Annotated in this window: 18 protein-coding genes and 1 rRNA gene; 15 read left to right on the top strand and 4 right to left on the bottom strand. The window is 40.2% G+C overall.

What is annotated here, in order from left to right:
- Positions 1–91: 91 nt before the first annotated feature.
- The 6 genes from BGO42_RS14975 to BGO42_RS14950 all read left to right on the top strand — a co-directional run bounded on the left by BGO42_RS14975 (position 92) and on the right by BGO42_RS14950 (position 6,713).
- Entirely contained in the window at positions 92–2,206 is a 2,115-nt protein-coding gene (locus tag BGO42_RS14975) for an ATP-binding response regulator (RefSeq protein ID WP_273246988.1), read from the top strand.
- Positions 2,207–2,337: 131 nt separating this feature from the next.
- Positions 2,338–3,351 carry a UDP-N-acetylmuramate dehydrogenase gene (gene murB / locus BGO42_RS14970; protein ID WP_177732844.1) on the top strand — a complete coding sequence of 338 codons (1,014 nt, stop codon included), beginning with the start codon at positions 2,338–2,340 and terminating at the stop codon, positions 3,349–3,351.
- 10 nt (positions 3,352–3,361) lie between these two features.
- A complete protein-coding gene (locus BGO42_RS14965) occupies positions 3,362–3,976 on the top strand; it encodes an FMN-binding negative transcriptional regulator (RefSeq protein WP_273246987.1) in 615 nt (204 codons plus the stop codon).
- Between the two features lie 87 nt (positions 3,977–4,063).
- Entirely contained in the window at positions 4,064–5,170 is a 1,107-nt protein-coding gene (locus BGO42_RS14960; protein WP_273246986.1) for a glycosyltransferase, read from the top strand.
- The gene (locus tag BGO42_RS14955) at positions 5,161–5,727 is read left to right on the top strand and encodes an RNA polymerase sigma factor (protein ID WP_273246985.1); all 567 of its coding nucleotides are present in this window, start codon (positions 5,161–5,163) and stop codon (positions 5,725–5,727) included. The genes BGO42_RS14960 and BGO42_RS14955 overlap by 10 nt, the downstream gene beginning before the upstream one ends.
- Positions 5,728–5,894: 167 nt before the next feature.
- Positions 5,895–6,713 carry an energy transducer TonB gene (locus BGO42_RS14950; protein WP_273246984.1) on the top strand — a complete coding sequence of 273 codons (819 nt, stop codon included), beginning with the start codon at positions 5,895–5,897 and terminating at the stop codon, positions 6,711–6,713.
- Between the two features lie 34 nt (positions 6,714–6,747).
- Here the strand turns inward: BGO42_RS14950 and nhaA are convergent, their stop codons facing one another.
- Positions 6,748–7,902: a Na+/H+ antiporter NhaA gene (nhaA, locus tag BGO42_RS14945; protein WP_177732834.1), complete on the bottom strand. Its 1,155-nt coding sequence runs from the start codon at positions 7,900–7,902 to the stop codon at positions 6,748–6,750.
- A gap of 176 nt (positions 7,903–8,078) precedes the next feature.
- Here nhaA and lipA point away from each other — a divergent pair, with 176 nt between their 5' ends.
- From lipA to BGO42_RS14930, 3 genes are all read left to right on the top strand, one after another.
- On the top strand, positions 8,079–8,951 hold the full coding sequence (gene lipA, locus BGO42_RS14940) for a lipoyl synthase (protein WP_177732832.1): 873 nt from the start codon (positions 8,079–8,081) through the stop codon (positions 8,949–8,951).
- Positions 8,952–8,989: 38 nt separating this feature from the next.
- Positions 8,990–9,994: a type I glyceraldehyde-3-phosphate dehydrogenase gene (gene gap / locus BGO42_RS14935; RefSeq protein ID WP_177732830.1), complete on the top strand. Its 1,005-nt coding sequence runs from the start codon at positions 8,990–8,992 to the stop codon at positions 9,992–9,994.
- A 130-nt stretch (positions 9,995–10,124) separates the two neighbouring features.
- Positions 10,125–12,218 (top strand): tetratricopeptide repeat-containing hybrid sensor histidine kinase/response regulator, encoded by a 2,094-nt coding sequence (locus tag BGO42_RS14930; RefSeq protein WP_273246983.1) that lies wholly within the window; start codon positions 10,125–10,127, stop codon positions 12,216–12,218.
- Here the strand turns inward: BGO42_RS14930 and BGO42_RS14925 are convergent.
- Together BGO42_RS14925 and lpxK are read right to left on the bottom strand one after the other, a co-directional pair.
- Positions 12,212–13,024, bottom strand: a complete 813-nt coding sequence (locus BGO42_RS14925) for a purine-nucleoside phosphorylase (protein WP_273246982.1) — start codon at positions 13,022–13,024, stop codon at positions 12,212–12,214. The two genes, BGO42_RS14930 and BGO42_RS14925, sit on opposite strands and share 7 nt — an antisense overlap.
- Positions 12,996–14,021, bottom strand: coding sequence for a tetraacyldisaccharide 4'-kinase (gene lpxK / locus BGO42_RS14920; protein ID WP_273246981.1), 1,026 nt, complete (start codon positions 14,019–14,021; stop codon positions 12,996–12,998). The genes BGO42_RS14925 and lpxK overlap by 29 nt, the downstream gene beginning before the upstream one ends.
- Before the next feature lie 106 nt (positions 14,022–14,127).
- Here lpxK and BGO42_RS14915 point away from each other — a divergent pair, with 106 nt between their 5' ends.
- The 6 genes from BGO42_RS14915 to rluF all read left to right on the top strand — a co-directional run bounded on the left by BGO42_RS14915 (position 14,128) and on the right by rluF (position 19,304).
- Entirely contained in the window at positions 14,128–15,222 is a 1,095-nt protein-coding gene (locus tag BGO42_RS14915) for a Nif3-like dinuclear metal center hexameric protein (protein WP_273246980.1), read from the top strand.
- 3 nt (positions 15,223–15,225) lie between these two features.
- Positions 15,226–16,005, top strand: a complete 780-nt coding sequence (locus tag BGO42_RS14910; protein ID WP_177732820.1) for a zinc ribbon domain-containing protein — start codon at positions 15,226–15,228, stop codon at positions 16,003–16,005.
- A 33-nt stretch (positions 16,006–16,038) separates the two neighbouring features.
- Positions 16,039–16,896 (top strand): alpha/beta fold hydrolase, encoded by an 858-nt coding sequence (locus BGO42_RS14905; protein ID WP_273246979.1) that lies wholly within the window; start codon positions 16,039–16,041, stop codon positions 16,894–16,896.
- A 43-nt stretch (positions 16,897–16,939) separates the two neighbouring features.
- Positions 16,940–17,335 carry a hypothetical protein gene (locus tag BGO42_RS14900; protein WP_273246978.1) on the top strand — a complete coding sequence of 132 codons (396 nt, stop codon included), beginning with the start codon at positions 16,940–16,942 and terminating at the stop codon, positions 17,333–17,335.
- A 64-nt stretch (positions 17,336–17,399) separates the two neighbouring features.
- On the top strand, positions 17,400–18,416 hold the full coding sequence (locus BGO42_RS14895; protein WP_273246977.1) for a TQO small subunit DoxD: 1,017 nt from the start codon (positions 17,400–17,402) through the stop codon (positions 18,414–18,416).
- 72 nt (positions 18,417–18,488) lie between these two features.
- Complete coding sequence (gene rluF, locus BGO42_RS14890; RefSeq protein WP_273246976.1) at positions 18,489–19,304, top strand: 23S rRNA pseudouridine(2604) synthase RluF; 816 nt, start codon at positions 18,489–18,491, stop codon at positions 19,302–19,304.
- A gap of 335 nt (positions 19,305–19,639) precedes the next feature.
- Here rluF and rrf read toward each other — a convergent pair.
- Positions 19,640–19,715: ribosomal RNA gene (gene rrf / locus BGO42_RS17970) — 5S ribosomal RNA — on the bottom strand; the annotation flags it as partial.

Below are 19,715 nucleotides of genomic sequence, written 5' to 3'. Positions count from 1 at the left end.
AGACTTTTCTATTTTTACTGCCCCAATATTGCTACCTGCCCCTTCCTGCCTAATGCTGTTCTAACATAGTAAAAACTAATAAAAATAGCTGATGAAGATCCCGTTGCAACAAAGAAAAAAAGTTCATATTGCCCTTTTTATTTCCATCATTATTATTCAATTATTATTTTTTTGGATCTGGTACAAACAAGGCAAAGAATACAACAATCTTTCCGAATCCGTTCAAAATGCGAGCAAGCCCAACCGCGCCCTGTTTTTTTCAGACAAAGCAACCAGCAGTTTCCTGGATGCCCAGAATGCTTTTAACGATTACCTGCTCAATCACAAAAAGTCTTCCTTAAACAAATACGAGAGTTCGATTAAAGAGATGACCGTATACCTGGATAGCCTGGACAATCTGACCAGTGTGAATAAGGATTTCTTTAATGTGATCAAATCCAAAGAAACCACAGAAAGGGAGATCTACAAAATCAAGAAGCAACTGGATTCCCTGATGCTGCGCGGCATCATACCGCTAATGGATACGGTCGTACCGTTAAACTTCAATGTTAAAAAGTACAATTACATCCGGACGTTAAATTCCATTACCTACGATACGATTTTAACTTCCAACCAGGATTCCAAAAAAGGTTTCTTCACGAGAATCGGAAAAGCCATTTCCGGCAAAAGCGACATCCTGAAAGAGCAGCTTCAGGTGCGCATTAAAATGATGTATGGCAATACGGAAAAGATCGGTTCTTTTGAAGACCAGCTAAAAAACACTTTTCACAGTATTGACAAATACTATACTCACGAATTCCAGCGTCTGAACAATACCTATAATAATTTAAGGAGTAAGGACAAGGAACTTTTGGAGATCAACAAAACCATTCTTCATAAAAGTAAGGAGATCTTAGAGCTCTATTCCGAATCGGCCCAGGAAATGGACAAGATAAAATACACCAAAGCGATCACCAATATTGAAAGTCAGAAAACACTCATATTAACACTGCTGGGCATCATGGCGGTTATCACGCTGATATTGCTTGCCTATACCTTATTTGCCTATATGTATGAACGGAATTTATCGAATGCCAAGATGGAAGCCGAAAAAAACCTGGAATTCAAAAACCGTATTATTGGCATGCTCAGCCATGAAATGCGGGCGCCGTTAAATATCATTTCGAATTTTTCAAAAAAATTAAAAGCATCCGGTTTACCCAAAGAGCAAACACCAACGGTTAACTCGCTTATTTTTACTTCCAATTCCTTACAGATCACTGTAAACCAGATTTTGGATTTCTTTAAAAACAAAAGCAGCAAACTGGCGGTTTATAATTCCAATTTTAATTTAAAAGAGGAAATCCTTTCCGTTTTGGAATCGCTGCGTTCTTTAGCCGAAATCAAAAAAATCGACCTGATCATGCAACTGGACCAGAATCTGGACACCGCAGTTTGGGCTGACAATGTGAAGATCCACCAGTTGTTTTACAACATAATCGGCAATGCGATAAAATTCACCACTAAAGGAAACATTACCGTTACCGCTAAACTACTGGATACTACCGATACAAAATACCGACTGAATGTTACCATAAAAGATACCGGTTCCGGTATTCCGGCAGAAGATCTGGAAAACATCTTTAACGAACACTACCAGAGTAAATTCCATTCCGAGCAGTTTAAATTTGGTGCCGGACTGGGTTTAAACCTCTGCAAAGAGATCGTAGAACTTTTCCATGGCGCCATCAGCATCAACAGTGTGCAGCAAAAAGGAACGGAAGTGAGCTTCCACCTGATACTGGACAAACCACAGACCATCAAAACCAGCCAGGAAAAACTTATGGCAATCACGGAACTCAAAAAAACAACCATTGCCGTTGTGGATGACGATATGATAACCCTGGCAACCGTAAAAAAACTGATCACCTCCGTTAAAGCAGAAGCCATCGGTTTCTCTTCGGCGGCAGAGATCCGAACCTATCTGCAGACAAATCCGGTTGACCTGTTCATTACCGATTTACAGCTTGACAGTGTTTCCGGAATACAGCTAGCCCGGGATATCAAACAGCAAAATGAGATAAACGCCGGTATTCCGATCCTGGCGATTACCGGCGATGACTACATGACTTCCCATGATATCGCCACCACTCCTTTTGATGACATTATACTCAAACCGATAAATAAAGAGGAATTTTACACTAAAATTCTAAAAGTTTTATCATAACCTCCGCACGGAGACCTTTACAGTTCTTTTCTTTTTCATCGCCTTTGTTTTTTACAATTATCGCGATGAAAAGGAAAGGAATTAAAAACGGTTTGACTATTTTTACAGCATTCTAAAATTATTTTTTTACCATGAAGATTTCCACTGATTTTTCCCTTAAAAACTATAATACTTTTGGTATTGAAGCGAAGGCAAAAGCTTTTGTTGCTGTTGAAAATCAAACCGAACTGGCTCAAATTTTAAAAGAACACCAATCGGAGAAATTATTTGTTTTAGGCGGTGGAAGCAATATGCTTTTAACACAGGATATTGACGCCCTGGTTATTCATGTCGATCTGAAAGGAAAAAAAGTAATTTCCGAAAATGACGATTATGCTTTGGTTCAGGCACAGGCCGGTGAAAACTGGCACGAATTTGTGATTTGGTGTATCGATCAGAATCTGGGCGGATTGGAAAACTTATCGCTTATTCCCGGGAATGTGGGCACTACACCTATTCAGAATATCGGGGCTTATGGCGTGGAAATCAAAGACGCATTTGTTTCCTGCGAAGCCATGCATATTAAAACACAGGAAATAACCACTTTCAACAGGGAGCAATGCCGTTTTGGCTATCGGGAAAGTATCTTTAAAAACGAAGCCAAAGACCAGTATATCATTACTTCCGTAACGTTTCAGCTAACCAGACAAAACCACAAGACGAACACTTCTTATGGTGCGATTGAAGCGGAGCTTACCAAAGAAAACATCAGCAACCCGACAATTAAAGACATCAGCAATGCGGTTATTGCGATTCGCGAAAGTAAATTACCGAATCCTAAAGAATTAGGAAACAGCGGTAGCTTCTTTAAAAACCCGATTATCAGCAAAGCCGATTTTGATAAAATCCACCTGCAATTTCCGGACATGCCGCATTATGTCGTTTCCGATACGCTGGTTAAAGTTCCGGCCGGATGGCTTATCGAACAGGCCGGTTTTAAAGGAAAGCGTTTTGGTGATGCCGGCATACACAAAAACCAGGCTTTGGTTCTGGTAAACTACGGCAATGCAACCGGACAGGAAATCCTGAACGTTTCCAGAAACATTCAAAAAACCATAGTGGATACTTTTGGCATCGCTATCGAAGCCGAAGTAAACATTATTTAAACCGGTCCTTATGTATATTGACGACAGCAATAAAAACGAGGATTCAGACGCTATCAAAACGTTTATCAGACAAAACAGTTTTGGCATCCTCATCAACCAGACACAGGGAAAGCTGTGGGGAACCCATATTCCGCTGGAACTGGAAACCAACAAAGCCGGAGAAGAAGTCCTTTTCGGTCATATTGCCAAAGCCAATCCGCAGTGGAAAGATTTTGAAAACAACAATACGGTACTGGCAATTTTCCAGGGACCGCATTCGTACATTTCCTCTTCGTGGTACGATCATGAAAACGTCCCTACCTGGAATTATATCGCTGTACATGTTTATGGAAAAATAAAAATCCTGGAAGGCGATGATGTGCTGTATTTGCTGAAAAAGCTGGTTGACAAATATGAAGCCGGTTCGGAGAATCCGGTGCGCATTGAAGAACTTTCCAAAAAAACCATGCGCCAGGTAAACGGACTTGTCGCTTTTGAAATTGCCATTGAAGACATTCAGGCAGTACATAAATTATCACAAAATCGTGACGATAAAAACTACAATGCCATCATTTCCAAATTAGAAAGCAAAAAAGATACTAATTCGGCAATGATTGCTCAAGAAATGAGAAAATTAAGGGAATAGCCCTGTCAGTAATTTGTTGAATTCGACTTGAAATTTAACATTTGATTTGTACCTTTGTCCAACATTTAACTCTGTCATGAATTGCATATGTTAACAATTCTACTCTACATTTTTATTGGAATTATAGCCCTTCAGATTTTTTATTATTTGATTGTTTTCAGCAAATTTGCGTTTGCAAAACCTCAAAAAATAACGCCTAAACGCATTCCCGTTTCTGTAATTGTCTGCGCTAAAAATGAAGCCGAAAACGTTACGAAATTCATTCCACTTTTAGCCGAGCAGAATTATCCGGATTATGAAATTGTTTTAATTGACGATGCTTCCAGCGATGACACGCTTGAAATTTTTGAAGCTTTCGAAAAACAGTATTCCAATGTTCGCCTGGTTAAGGTTCAAAACAACGAAGCCTTCTGGGGAAATAAAAAATTCGCACTGACTCTGGGTATCAAGGCCGCTAAAAAAGAATACCTGCTATTCACCGATGCCGATTGTTATCCTACTTCGAAAGACTGGATCATGAACATGACCTCGCAATTCACACTGCACAAAACCATTATCCTGGGGTATGGTGCTTATGAAAAGATCAAAGGCTCTTTCTTAAATAAAATCATTCGTTTTGAAACAGTACTCACCGCAGTACAGTATTTTTCATGGGCAAAAATGGGCAGACCTTATATGGGCGTTGGCCGTAATCTGGCTTATAAAAGAGAAGAATTTTTCAAGGTGAACGGTTTTATGGATCACATGAAAATCCGTTCCGGCGATGACGATCTGTTTATCAATCAGGCATCCAACAGTAAAAATACGACCATTTGCTATGCTCCGGAAAGTTTTACCGTATCGGCACCAAAAACCACTTACAGCGAGTGGTTCAAACAAAAACGCCGCCATGTTTCCACCGCTTCATTCTATAAGGGTTTTGACAAGTTCCAATTGGGATTATTCTACTTTTCGCAACTTTTCTTTTTCCTTCTGGCAATAATCCTGTTAGCTTTTCAGTTTCAATGGATGATCGTGTGCGGGTTAATTGTTTTCCGTTATATTTTCACATGGATCACACTGGGATATGCTTCCGGCAAACTTAAAGAGAAAGATGTCATGTATTGGTTCCCTGTTATCGAATTAATACTTATCTTCACGCAATTGAACGTTTATTTTACAAACTCTATTTCAAAACCGGTACATTGGAAATAAATTCAGAGATAATTCAAAAAAACATTGAAAAGGCAAAATCCGGAGATCAGGTAGCCTTTACATTTTTGCTGGATTTTTTCTGGAATGAGATTTACGGCTTTATGCTGAAACGTACCGAAAACGAAACGGACACCGAAGATATTGCCATTGAAACGTTTGCAAAAGCTTTTGACAAAATAACTTCCTACAATCCGGAATTCGGATTCAATACCTGGCTGATTACCATTGCCAAGAACGTCCATATTGATATGCTGCGTAAAAAGAAATCGGCATTGTTTCTGGACATCAATGACGAAGAAAACCAACAGGCATACAATGTTATCGACTCCTCACCCACCATTGAAGACGAGATCATTAAAGAGCAAAACCTTGCCCGTTTATTACTGTACATCAAGGAATTAAAACCGGCCTACCAGGAAGTTATCCAGCTGCGTTATTTCCAGGAAATGAGTTATCAGGAAATTGCCGATCAGCTTGAAGAGCCGCTAAACAATGTAAAAATCAAACTGTTGCGTGCCAAAAAGCTTTTATTTGAAATTATTCAACAAAAAAGATAATACACTTCAATATTCCACACAAAACACCTCATACATACATCATTCTTTAACAAAATAACAAATCAATTGTTTTTATTCTAAAAAATTAACAATTAAAACACTAAAAAACTGACTTCTTACGTTATTTAAAGTAATACCACTATTTATTAACCTTAAACTACGTTATTATGTCAAAACTAAACATCTATGACACCCGGTGGCTGGACATTGTTTTTGAAGGCCGAAACAAAGAATACGGCGCCTATCAGCTACGTGCCGAAAATCCAAAAACAACAATCAAAGCTTTATTTTCTGGTATTTTCTTATTGGGAAGCGCTATCGCTATTCCGATCGTACTGAATAGTACCCATAAAAAAGATGATGTTGCCATTTGCAACCTGCCGCTAACCGAGCCGTTAACATTAGTAGAAGTAAAACTGAACGAACAGCTAAGAGAAGCGGCTGCACCAAAGCAGGAAACAGAAACTCCGGCCGGAAAACAAATTAAGTACACCAAACTTGTTCCGGCAACAAAAGTAAATGCCGCTACAGATATTCCCACAAACAGGGAAGTCGAAAATGCAATAATCAGCACCGTAACAACCGAAGGGGAAGGAACCACATCAAATACAAGCATTACCACGACTGCTCCATCTAACGGCACAGGAACCGGTACCGACGACGGAAACACGATCCGCAACACCGTAGAACTGGAAGCCTTACCGGAATTTCCGGGCGGTATGGGCGAATTCTTAAACGCCGTGGGCAAACGATTCAAAACACCGGAACTGGAAGAACTGAAAACATTGAAAGTACTGGTATTTTTTGTTATTGAAAAAGACGGTACTCTATCAAACATCCGGGTTACCAGAGATCCCGGCTACGGATTGGGCAAAGAAGCCATCCGTGTTTTAAACTCCATTAAAACAAAATGGACACCAGGCTACAAAAACGGTCAGCCTGTCAGAACCGCCTATAACCTTCCGATAACCGTGAACATAAATTAAAAAAGGGCTGAACAAATGTTCAGCCTTTTTTAATTTATGTCATCGTATCCGTTTGCTTCTTTAAAGAAATCTTTAAAAAGATAAAACCGATAATACCGGCAACCAGCGACGAAATCAATATGGATATTTTAGAAACGGTAATATCGTCCGGCTGCGATTTGAACGCCAGTAAGGTTATAAATATCGACATGGTAAAACCAATACCGGCCAAAAAACCGGTCGCAAAAATCTGCTTCCATTGCAAATCCTGCGGCAGTTTACAAATTCCGATCGCAACCGCTGCAAAACTAAACAGGAATACACCCAGCGGTTTTCCTAAAACAAGTCCCAGGAAAATACCGATGCTGTTTTCATGTGTCAGCCCTTCTACCCAGTCATTTCCGATAATGATTGCCGTATTCGCCAAGGCAAACAAAGGCAATATAAAAAAGGCAACCGGTTTGTGCAGGGCATGCTGCATTTTATATGAAATTGTTTTCTTGCTGCCGTCTCCGAAAGGAATCACAAAAGCCAGTAAAACACCGGTAATGGTGGCATGCACCCCCGAATTCAGCATAAAATACCACATTAAAACACCACCCAGCAGGTACGGAAACGGATTATTCACTTTCAAACGGTTAAATACAAATAAAACTGCCATGATGCCCAGCGCAATGCCCAGGTTCATCACCGAAAGATGATCAGTATAAAAAATCGCGATAATCAGTATGGCTCCCAAATCGTCAATAACGGCCAGTGCCGTTAAAAACACTTTTAGCGATAAAGGCACACGGCTTCCCAATAGTGACAATACCCCCAATGCAAAAGCAATATCCGTCGCCATCGGGATTCCGGCTCCGGACTGTGTTGGCGTACCCTGATTGAAAAACATATAAATTCCCGCCGGAATCAGCATGCCTCCTAAAGCAGCAAATAGGGGCAGTAACGCATTTTTAATACTGGAAAGTTCTCCTTTATAAATTTCGCGCTCCAGCTCCAGACCAATCAAAAGGAAAAAGATGGTCATCAGTCCGTCATTAATCCAATGCTCAAACGAATGACTTCCGATCCGGAAATGCCAGATGTGTTCATAATATTCCTGAAACACGGAATTTGCTAACAACAGGGAAATAATGGTGCAGACGATCAGGACTATTCCTGATGATTTTTCATTTTCAAAAAAATCAGCAAAGAGTTTGGTTGCTTTCATAAATAATAGGGAGATAAAATCAGATTAGGCTTTTTAACGATAATCACAAAGATACCATTTTTTAAATTAGCGGTTTTACAGGTAAAAATCACGCTGATTTCATCTATTAAAAATGCGTTAAACGGATTCGGAAATACACAACATTACTTTATCTTTGCACTTCAAATTTGTATGCAATGGAAACTGTTTTAGACACAAATATACTCCCGACAGGCAAGCCGAAATGGCTGCGCGTAAAATTGCCGACCGGTAAAAAATATACCGAATTACGCGGACTGGTAGACAAATACAAGTTAAATACGATTTGTACCTCGGGAAGCTGTCCGAATATGGGAGAATGTTGGGGAGAAGGAACAGCTACTTTCATGATTTTAGGAAATGTATGTACCCGTTCCTGCGGATTTTGCGGTGTAAAAACCGGACGTCCGGAAACAGTGGATTGGGATGAGCCGGAAAAAGTGGCCCGTTCTATTAAAATCATGAACATCAAACACGCGGTTATTACCAGTGTGGATCGAGACGATATTAAAGACGGCGGTTCCATTATCTGGAAAGAAACCGTTAAGGCCATCCGCCGTATGAATCCGGAAACCACTTTAGAAACCCTTATTCCTGACTTTCAGGGAATGGAAAGAAACATCGACCGTATCGTAGAAGCCGATCCGGAAGTGGTATCGCACAATATGGAAACCGTAAGACGGCTGACCCGTGAGGTGCGCATCCAGGCAAAATACGACAGAAGTTTAGCCGTTTTAAAATACTTAAAAGAAAAAGGAATCCGAAGAACAAAATCCGGAATCATGTTAGGCTTGGGTGAAACCGAAGAAGAAGTGATCCAGACAATGCGGGATTTACGCGATGCAAATGTGGATGTGGTGACCATCGGTCAGTATTTACAGCCCAGCAAAAAACACTTACCGGTTAAAGAATTCATCACCCCGGAACAATTTGCAAAATATGAAAGCATCGGTAAAGAAATGGGATTCCGTCATGTAGAAAGCGGCGCTTTGGTACGTTCTTCCTACCATGCACAAAAACATATCTTATAATCATTCCGATTATATAACACCTGAATACTGTTAGTTAAATGAATCAGAAAATAAAAATTGCCATTAATGGTTTTGGTCGTATCGGACGTAACCTCTTCCGACTTTTACTCAATCATCCATCAATTGAAGTTGTTGCGATAAATGATATTGCCGACAACAGGACCATGGCACATTTAATAAAGTATGACAGTATTCACGGCGTACTTCCGAACAAGGTTACTTTTGACGAAAACGCCATTATAATTGACGGTCATTCCTATCTGTTTTTCCATGAAAAAGAAATCTCCGGATTAAACTGGAAAGATCTGGATATTGACATTGTTATTGAAGCTACCGGAAAATTCAAGACTTATCCTTCGGCCGAAGCCCATATTAAGGCAGGCGCCAAAAAAGTAATTTTGTCTGCTCCGGCAGAAGATGAAAACATCAAAACAGTTGTACTGGGTGTTAACGAACATATTCTGGACGGTACAGAGCTGATCATTTCCAATGCCAGCTGTACGACCAACAATGCCGCTCCGATGATTCAGGTAATTCAGGAATTATGCGGTATTGAACAGGCCTATATCACCACGGTTCACTCCTATACAACTGATCAGAGTTTACACGACCAGCCGCACAAAGACCTGCGAAGAGCCCGTGGCGCTTCACAGTCCATAGTACCCACCACAACAGGAGCTGCAAAAGCACTGACTAAAATTTTCCCGGATCTGGATGGGAAAATCGGAGGATGCGGTATCCGGGTTCCGGTTCCGGACGGTTCATTAACAGACATTACCTTCAATGTAAAACGTCAGGTTTCGATTGAAGAAATCAACAACGCTTTCCAAAAAGCGGCAGCAACAAACCTAAAAGGAATCCTTGATTATACCGAAGATCCAATCGTTTCGGTTGATATCATCGGAAATCCGAATTCGTGCCTGTTTGATGCCCAACTTACTTCCGTGATAGACAAGATGGTAAAAGTTGTAGGGTGGTATGATAATGAAATCGGCTATTCTTCACGAATAATTGATCTAATTATCCACACATATAACAAATAATTAACTATATTTATACTGATTTTTAAACAAAGAAATGAGGTATATTCTGTTTTTATTATTTTTTCTACCATTAAAAAGTTTTTCACAGGAAAAAATTACCCCAATAAAAGTAGATAGTATAACCTACTATTTGGAATTATCGAATTTCCACAAGAACAACTATACCTATAATAAAGCGCTTGAGTTTGGTAAAAAAGCGGTTAATTATGCTTCCAAAAACAATCTTGAAAAAGGATTAGCCGATACCTATCTGGCTATTGGCGGTATATACTACCAGTTAAAAAAGACGGATGACGCGATTGAAAATTTCATCCGCAGTCTTGCCATTTACAACAACCTGAAACCTTCTTCCAACATTGCCTTCTGTTACTATAACTTAGGCTTGTGTTATCTGGATAAAAACAGTTTTTCAATAGCTGAAAATTATTTCGACAAAGCCATTTCTATTTATGAGCAAATCCAGATTCCGGATGCGATTGAACTGATCAACCTTCAAAAAGGGATCATCTACAAAAAGAAAGGCAATATCAACCTGGCTACGGCCCTATTCAAAAACATCATTGCCAAAAGCAATATCGACAACCTTTTCGAAACCAAGGCCGAGGCCTATTATCAGCTGGCGGAAATCAACGAGGCCAACAATCCGAAAAAAGCGATTGATTATCTGGAAAAAGCCAATGTACTGACGAACAACAATAACATTTCACAAAAGCTGAAAATCATCCGGAAGATCAGCACCCTTTACAATAAGACCAATGCGGTTAACCAGTCTTTCTACTATTTAAAACGGTATGTACACCTAAAAGATTCCCTGACTGCCATTAACAATGACAGTATAGGCGAAGCGGCTTTTGAACGGTATATTGCCAACGAACAGCTGAAAACCATTGAAAAAATGGACAAGGAGAATAAGGAACAGGAAAAATCCATTAAATTCTCCAAACTGATCAGTATACTAAGCATTGCCTTAATTTCGATCTTATCCCTGTTAAGCCTTTCGCTGTACAAGAATAACATCATCCGTAAAAAAACCAACCAGCTTCTAAAAGAGAAAAACCTCGAACTGGAAGTTGAAAAAGAAAGAGCCGAAAGAGCTTCAAAAGCGCGTGCCGAATTCCTGTCGACGGTAAGTCACGAACTGCGTACACCATTAAATGCCATCAACGGAATCACCCATATTTTAATTGAGGACAAGCCTAAAGAAAGTCAGCTGGCCTACCTGAACTCCCTTAAATTCTCAGGAAACTACCTGTCTACCTTTATCAACGATATCCTCGAGATCAACCGTGTGGAATCGAATGCGCTTGAGGTTGAAAAAATCAATTTCAACATACGGGAACTGTTTCAGAATATCATGGATTCCTTTATTGAACTTGCGAATAACAACAATGTTATCTGCCATCTCGATATTGATGCGAATATTCCGAACAACCTGGTTGGTGATCCTACCAAACTTTCCCAGATATTGATTAACCTGATCAACAACTCCCTTAAATTTACCAAAGATGGCGATGTCTGGATACAGGCAACCCTTAAAAAACAGGTGGATGCTGTTGTGGAACTTCATTTTGAAATCCGCGACACCGGAATTGGTATCCTGAAAGAAAAGCAGGAAACCATCTTCGACAGCTTCACGCAGGGTTCTGTAGAAATCAACCGTAAATATGGCGGAACCGGTTTAGGACTGTCCATCGTTAAACGTTTGGTGGAATTATTAGGCGGTAAGATCAACCTGGAAAGCGAGCTTGACGAAGGAGCCAAATTCTATTTTGACCTTTCTTTCCCTATAGGCGAAGAAATACTTGTTGAAAAGAAAACCGGCCTGGGCTATGATGAGCAATGGCTGATTGGTAAAAAAATCCTGTTGGTTGAAGACAACAAGATCAACCAGATGATTACCAAGAAAATGCTGGAACGCAAACAGATGGACTGTACCATTATTGAAAACGGAGAAGATGCCATTGAACACCTTCGCAATCATAAATATGATCTGGTACTAATGGATGTACATCTACCGGGAATCAACGGAACGATCGCCACGGAAGAGATCCGGAAGTTTGACAACATAACCCCTATTATTGCCTTAACGGCGATCTCACTGGATGAGAACAGAGAAATGCTGCTTTCGTATGGAATGAATGAGGTGATTACAAAACCTTTCGATCCGGAAAAGTTCTACGAGATTATTGCAACCACCATCATTTTTCAGAGCAACAATCAATAAGCTGCTATCAGGTTTTTAATCAGGTTACGCACATGTGGTTCTGCCGCCTTTGCTGCTTCCAGAACTTCATCATGAGTAATGCTGTCGATACTGTGTTCGTCACCCATATCGGTAATTACAGAAATACCGAAACACTCCAGGTTCATGTGTCGGGCAACAATTACTTCCGGAACGGTTGACATTCCCACACAGTCACCGCCTATGGCTTTCACCATTTTATATTCTGCCAGCGTTTCAAAAGTAGGTCCCTGTAATCCCAGGTAAACCCCGTCTTTCACGTCTATATTTAATAAAGCTGCAATTTCTTTTGCTTTGGCAATCATTTTACGGCTGTACGGCTCACTCATGTTTACAAAACGAGGTCCGAAACGCTCGTCATTTTTACCGCGCAACGGATGCTCCGGCATCATATTGATATGATCTTTAATAATCACAACAGAACCCACGCGATATTCCGGATTCACACCTCCGGAAGCATTGGAAACGATAAGTTTTTCCACTCCCAGATAACGCATTACACGCACCGGGAAAGTAACTTCTTTCATATCATATCCTTCATAGAAATGAAAACGTCCCTGCATCGCTACCACTTTTTTATCGCCTATGGTTCCGAAAACCAAAGCCCCTTTATGTCCCTGAACGGTAGAAACCGGAAAATTCGGAATCTCACTATACGGTAAGGTAAATGCTATTTTAATATCTGCTGTAAATCCACCCAAACCGGAACCTAAAATAACACCATATTCCGGTGTAAAATTGGTTTTCTCCTTAATGTAATTAACTGTTTCTTGTACTTGCTCCCACATAATCTAAAATAGTTTTATCAAATTCATCTTTATTACCCACAAAAGAACTGATGATTGGCAGGTAGAATAATTGTCTTGAAGGCAATTTCCCTGCCAGCCGCACATAATCCTTTTCGGTGGTAATTATTATTTTATTATTCGCTTTTTGTTTTATTTCGGCTATATCCTTATCGGTAAAATCATGGTGATCCGGAAACGCCATACAATTATTTTTAGCAGCTTTTAAATGATTAAAAAACGGCTCCGGCTTGGCAATACCGGCCACCAGCAGCACTTTATCGCTGTCTATTTCCTTGACTGCTATTGAATTCTCTTCAGAAAAAACAGCATCATGATATTGGATAAAAGTAAAAAATAATTGCTGATGTGAAGCCAGTTTAAACCTGGTTTTAATTTCGTTCTGCTGAATGGCCGTCAAGTTTTCCGGACATTTTGTAACAACCACGATATCGGCACGGTTCACACCGCTTCTACTTTCCCGTAAATTACCGGCCGGTAAGATCAGATCGTCTGTATACAAATCATTATAGGCTGTAAGCATGATATAAAAGCCGGCTTTTACCTTTCTGTGCTGAAAAGCATCGTCCAGCAGGATCACTTCCGGTTTTTCCTGTTGCTGCAATAACTGTTGTATTCCGTTGGTTCTGTTTGCATCGACCGCGACCATTACCTCCGGGAATTTCCTGTAAAACTGAAACGGTTCATCGCCCAATATTGCGGCATTGGAAGCCGCATCGGCCAGAACAAACCCTTCCGATTTCCGTTTATAGCCCCTGCTCAATGTCGCAATCTTATACTTTCCGGAAAGCAGCCGGATTAAATATTCGATTTGCGGGGTTTTACCGGTACCGCCAACACTAAGATTACCAACAGCAATAACAGGAAGGTCAAAAGAATGGGACTTCAGAATCCCTTTGTCAAAAAAAAGATTCCGTATACCCGTAATACCACCATACACTATAGCAAGCGGAAAAAGTATTTTTCTCAGAAAATTCATATTACGAAAGTAGCTATTTTTTATCTTTGAATATAACTTTCACAGTAAAGTTTAAGCTTTAGACTCCTTAAAAGAGTTGGCTTCACCAATTAAAAATATAATCCAAATGAAAATTAAAGAGATACTCGCGATACTGGAAGAAATGGCTCCGCTTGCCTATGCCGAAGATTTTGACAATGTTGGTCTGTTAGTTGGCGATGCCAATGCTAATGCTACCGGTGTCCTGGTTTGCCATGACGCTTTAGAAACGGTAATTGATGAAGCAATTGCCAAAAACTGCAACCTCGTGGTGTGCTTCCACCCGATACTTTTCTCCGGATTAAAAAAAATAACCGGAAAAAACTATGTGGAGCGCGCTGTCATAAAAGCGATCCGCAACGATATTGCCATATATGCCGTTCATACCGCTCTGGACAATCACCAGCAGGGTGTCAATAAAATTTTCTGCGATGCTTTGGGACTTACCCATACAAAAGTATTGGTTCCGAAACAGCACTTTATCCAAAAACTGGTTACCTATACCATTCCGGAAAATGTTGCCAAAGTGCGCAATGCCCTTTTTGATGCCGGAGCCGGAAAAATAGGCAATTATGAAGACTGCAGCTTTAACTCCACCGGAACGGGAACCTATATGGGTAATGAAAACAGCAATCCGGAAATTGGAGAACGTTTTGAATTTGTAGAAGCTGCGGAAATTAAAATCGAGGTCACTTTTGAAAAACACCTTCAGTCCAGAATTCTGAAAGCCCTTTTTGCCAGCCATGTTTATGAAGAAGTCGCTTATGAAATTTACGATCTGCAAAACACCCATCAGAACATCGGATTGGGAATGATCGGTGAATTTGACCATCCGCTAGCGGAAGCTGATTTCCTGGCACTTGTTAAAGAAAAAATGCTGGCCGGCGGTATCCGTCACAGTGCGTTTACCGGAAAAGCCATTAAAAAAGTTGCCGTACTGGGCGGTTCCGGAAGTTTCGCCATTAAAAACGCCATTAGCATGGGTGCCGATGCTTTTTTAACTGCCGATTTAAAATACCATCAGTTTTATGAAGCCGAAAACAAGCTTCTTTTAGCCGATATCGGGCATTTTGAAAGTGAAAGATATACAAAAAACTATATAGTTGATTATCTTACGAAAAAAATTGCTAATTTTGCAATCATTTTATCGGAAGAAAATACAAATCCAGTTAAGTACTTTTAAAATATGGCAAACATCAAAGAACTAAGTGTAGAAGATAAGTTACGAGCACTTTATGACTTACAGTTAATCGATTCACGCATTGATGAAATTAGAAACGTGAGAGGAGAATTACCTCTTGAAGTGGAGGATTTAGAAGATGAAGTAGCTGGATTAAGCACTCGTTTAGAGAAATTAAAAAGCGATTTGGATTCTATTGAAGAGCAAATCAAGGAAAAAAAGAATGCTATCGATGGTCACAAAGAGGCGATCAAGAAATATACAGAACAACAAAAAAATGTTCGTAATAACAGAGAATTCAACTCTTTAACAAAAGAGGTGGAATTTCAGGAATTGGAAATTCAGTTAGCGGAAAAACACATCCGTGAGATGAAAGCTTCTATCGAACATAAAAAAGAAGTTATTTCACAAACCAAAGAGCGATTGGATGCAAAACAATCTCACTTAAAACACAAAAAAGCAGAATTAGACGATATCATGTCTGAAACTGAAAAAGAGGAAACGTTCTTATTAAACAAATCTGCCGAATATCAGTCACAAATTGAAGACCGTTTATTAGCAGCTTACAACAGAATCCGTACCAGTGTTAGAAATGGTTTGGCAGTTGTTTCAATCGAAAGAGGTGCTTCTGCAGGTTCTTTCTTTACAATTCCGCCGCAAACACAGATGGAAATTGCTTCCCGTAAAAAAATTATTACAGATGAGCACAGTGGAAGAATTTTAGTAGACAGTGCATTAGCTGACGAAGAAAAAGAGAAAATGGAACAATTATTTTCTAAAATATAAGTAACTTAAAGCCTCCAAACGGAGGCTTTTTTTATGAAACTACTCAACAAAATACTATACTATATACTCACAAAGTCTATCGGATTGTATATTAATCTGATGAGCTTTTTATTTCCGGAAAAATCGGCACAGCTTGCCTATCGTTTTTTTACAGAACCCAGAGAAGGGAAACTCGATCCGAATAAAATTCCGGGTATCCTGAGCGAGGCTCACGCCGAAGCAGTCACCTTTGGAAACCAGACCATACAAACCTATACCTGGAAAGGTAACGAACACCGCATCCTGTTAGTACACGGCTGGGAAAGCAATGCTTCCCGCTGGGAAAGAATCATCGTTCAGCTGCGGCAATCCGGAAGCACCATTATCGCACTTGACGGTCCGGCACAGGGGCTTTCTAGCGGACGTGAATTCAACATTCCGGAATATGCCCGGTATGTGGATACCATTATGCAGAAATTCAATCCGAAATTCCTGATTGGTCACTCCATGGGCGGTGCCACCTGTATATTCTACCACTACACCTATAAAAACCCGATGCTGGAAAAAATGGTTATTTTAGGCGCTCCGAGCGAATTTATGATCGTACTGAACAACTATAAAAAAATGCTCAGCCTGAATAAAAAAGTATCCCGCCTGCTGGAAAAAAGAATAACCGAACGCTTTAATATTGATCCCAATGAATTTTCAGGCGACCGGTTTGCTTCCGATTTTACACTCAAAGGCTTGATTGCCCATGATGTGGACGATCTGGTGGTTTCCTTTAACGAAGGCAAGAAAATAGCCCAAGCCTGGAAGTCGGCAGAATTTATCGAAACCAAAGGATTGGGACACAGTTTACACGACGACCATTTAAACCAGCGCATTTACCGTTTCCTTTTTGAAGCCGATTAAGTTTTAACTATTTTCTTCGTTTTAAATAGCCTATTTTTGACAGATGAGGATTAGGCAAAATAAAACGGTTTCCTTTCACATCGGATTTATCCGGCTGGTGATGCTGTCGCTTTTGCTGATTTTAGCATCGTGCAATACGAAGAAATCGATCCATACAATACTGGATGTTCCGCTCACCAAAACATTAAACCTTTCCCAAACGGTTTACTTTGACAAAAGCGATTGCTCGTTTACCGAAAACTCCGAATCGTTTACATTCCAACAGCAGCATACGGCTGTGGCATACCTGGTTCCGGAAGTTCCCGTTATTCGCTGTTCCGGTTTTACCAGAAATACCATTGGCAGGCTTACTGTCAATCCGGAATACAACAGTACCAAAAAAAGGAATTTCCATCCGCTCTACCTGCTCTATAAAAAACAGAAGATTGCCTTATTGTAATTTTTAAAATCCGCTTTGCTAAAAAACCTAGCAACATGCTTTATTCATTTTAAAAATTACAACTATGACTATTCCACACAATAGCCCGACTTTTTATTGGGCAGGATTTTTCACGCTTTCCCTTCGCATCGTTACCGGCTGGACGTATTTTTCGGCTTTCTGGAGACGCCTGGTACTCGAAAACAAATTAGATCCCGAAACCGCCGGATATATAGGCGAAAAATTCAATCATTTCCTCCCAAATGCATTGGGAATACAACCGCTTATCGAATACCTCGTTACCCATCCCGATGCCCTCTGGTGGTCTATGATCAGCTTTACAATCATCGAAGGAATTGTAGGTTTGTTTTTTATGCTTGGGCTCTTTACCAGATTAATGAGCATTGGTGTTTTCTTCCTTGCTTTGGGTATTCTTTTAGGCGCCGGATGGCTAGGCACCACCTGCCTGGACGAATGGCAGATCGGCGTTTTGGGATTGGCTTCCGGATTTACGGTTTTCTTTACCGGAGGAGGAAAATTTGCTTTAGACAACTATCTCCCTTTTTTAAAACGGAATCCTTTGGCGGCATTCCTCACTTCCGGTCCGCTGCCGTTATCTAAAGAAAAGATGCTCTTTACAGGAATAACCGGTACACTGTTCATTACCTTTATGACACTGTTTACCAATCAGTATTTCCATGGTGGTGTCTGGGGAACCCTGCATAACAAATCGGTAAAACCGAAAATAGCCCTTGAAACCCTGCAATATCACAACAACGCACTTCATTTTTCTGTTTACAGAACTGAAGGAGCCGATGTGTACGGTTCTTTCCTGATTGGCATCAGCCTGCAGGATGCTGCTGCCAAAACCGTATTTGCCTTGCAGCATGACGAGCTGGCGGCATTCCCGGAAGAACAGATTCAAAACAAACATGTCGCTAAAATCAAACCCGGCAAACACAGTCTGGTTATTCCGCTTGGCGCCAAGGCTGTAATTACCCTTAATGCAAAAGAAATACAGGATTTACCCCGGGGAGCCTATACATTAGTATTGACAGATATTAGCGGAATTCAATGGTCAAAACCATTAATTATTGAATAAAAAGCCCTCCTTTTTGCTGATTATTTCGTTTTTTAATTCTTAGAAGTCTTCAAATTAGCTTATTTTTGTAAAATGGAAGAAAATGTAAAACGCCTTAATAAATTCTTATCCGAAACCGGATTTTGTTCCCGTCGTGAGGCGGACAGGCTTATTGAGGAAGGTCGTGTAACCATTAACGGGATCGTTCCGGAAATGGGTACTAAAGTGACTCCTGATGACGAAGTAAGAGTAGATGGAAAACTGATTCGTGAGAAAACAGAAAAACCGGTTTATCTGGCCTTTAACAAGCCTGCCGGAATTGAATGTACCACCAATCAGGATGTCCGCAACAATATTGTGGACTACATCAATTATCCGAAACGTATTTTCCCGATTGGCCGGTTGGATAAAGCCAGTGAAGGCTTAATCTTTATGACGGATGATGGTGACATTGTCAACAAAATCCTTCGTGCGCGTAACAATCACGAAAAAGAATATGTCGTTACGGTTAACAAACCGATCACCGATCGTTTTATTCAGCGAATGGGTAACGGTATTCCGATATTGGATACGGTAACCAAAAAATGTAAGGTTGAACAGATCAGCAAATTTGTTTTCCGGATCATTCTGACGCAGGGATTGAACCGTCAGATCAGAAGAATGTGCGAATACCTGGATTATGAGGTTACCGTCTTAAAACGTATCCGCATTATTAATATTTCACTGGATGTTCAAGTTGGCCGTTACAGAGATCTAACGGATGCTGAAATCAAAACACTGAACGAGTTGATTGCTCCTTCCAGCAAAACGGAAGAAGCCAGTTTACCGAAACCGGCACCAGGCAGAGAAGTAAAAAAAGTATTTTCTCCCAGAACGCAGAACAACCGAAATTTTAGAAACAAAAAATAAATTTAATAGCAAAGCAAAGGGACACTAATGACTACGTTCTTAACGACAGCGATCAGTTATTTGTAAAGAAAGCATTAATATAAAGGGGTAAAACCTAAAAAATAAAGCCGGATCATTAAATGATCCGGCTTTTTTATGTGCGTTATTATAGACAATATCTTTTATTAAAGGATGATTTCCCGATCATTTAACCGGTTCCCCACACCCCTACTTCACACTTCTTTTCTCTTACTTCTTTTCTCTTACCTCTTACTTCTTACTTCTTACTTCTTACTTCTTTTCTCTTCCTTCCTAAAAACAAAAAACCCTATCCGTTATGGATAGGGTTTTCAAAAGAAAGGCGGCGACATACTCTCCCACAGGATTGCAGTACCATCTGCGCAGGCGGGCTTAACTTCTCTGTTCGGAATG

It is taken from the genome of Flavobacterium sp. 40-81, from assembly GCF_001898245.1.
Taxonomy (GTDB): Bacteria; Bacteroidota; Bacteroidia; order Flavobacteriales; family Flavobacteriaceae; genus Flavobacterium; species Flavobacterium inviolabile.
Note: the sequence above shows the minus strand (reverse complement) of the source record. Positions and strands in the feature narration are given on the sequence as shown.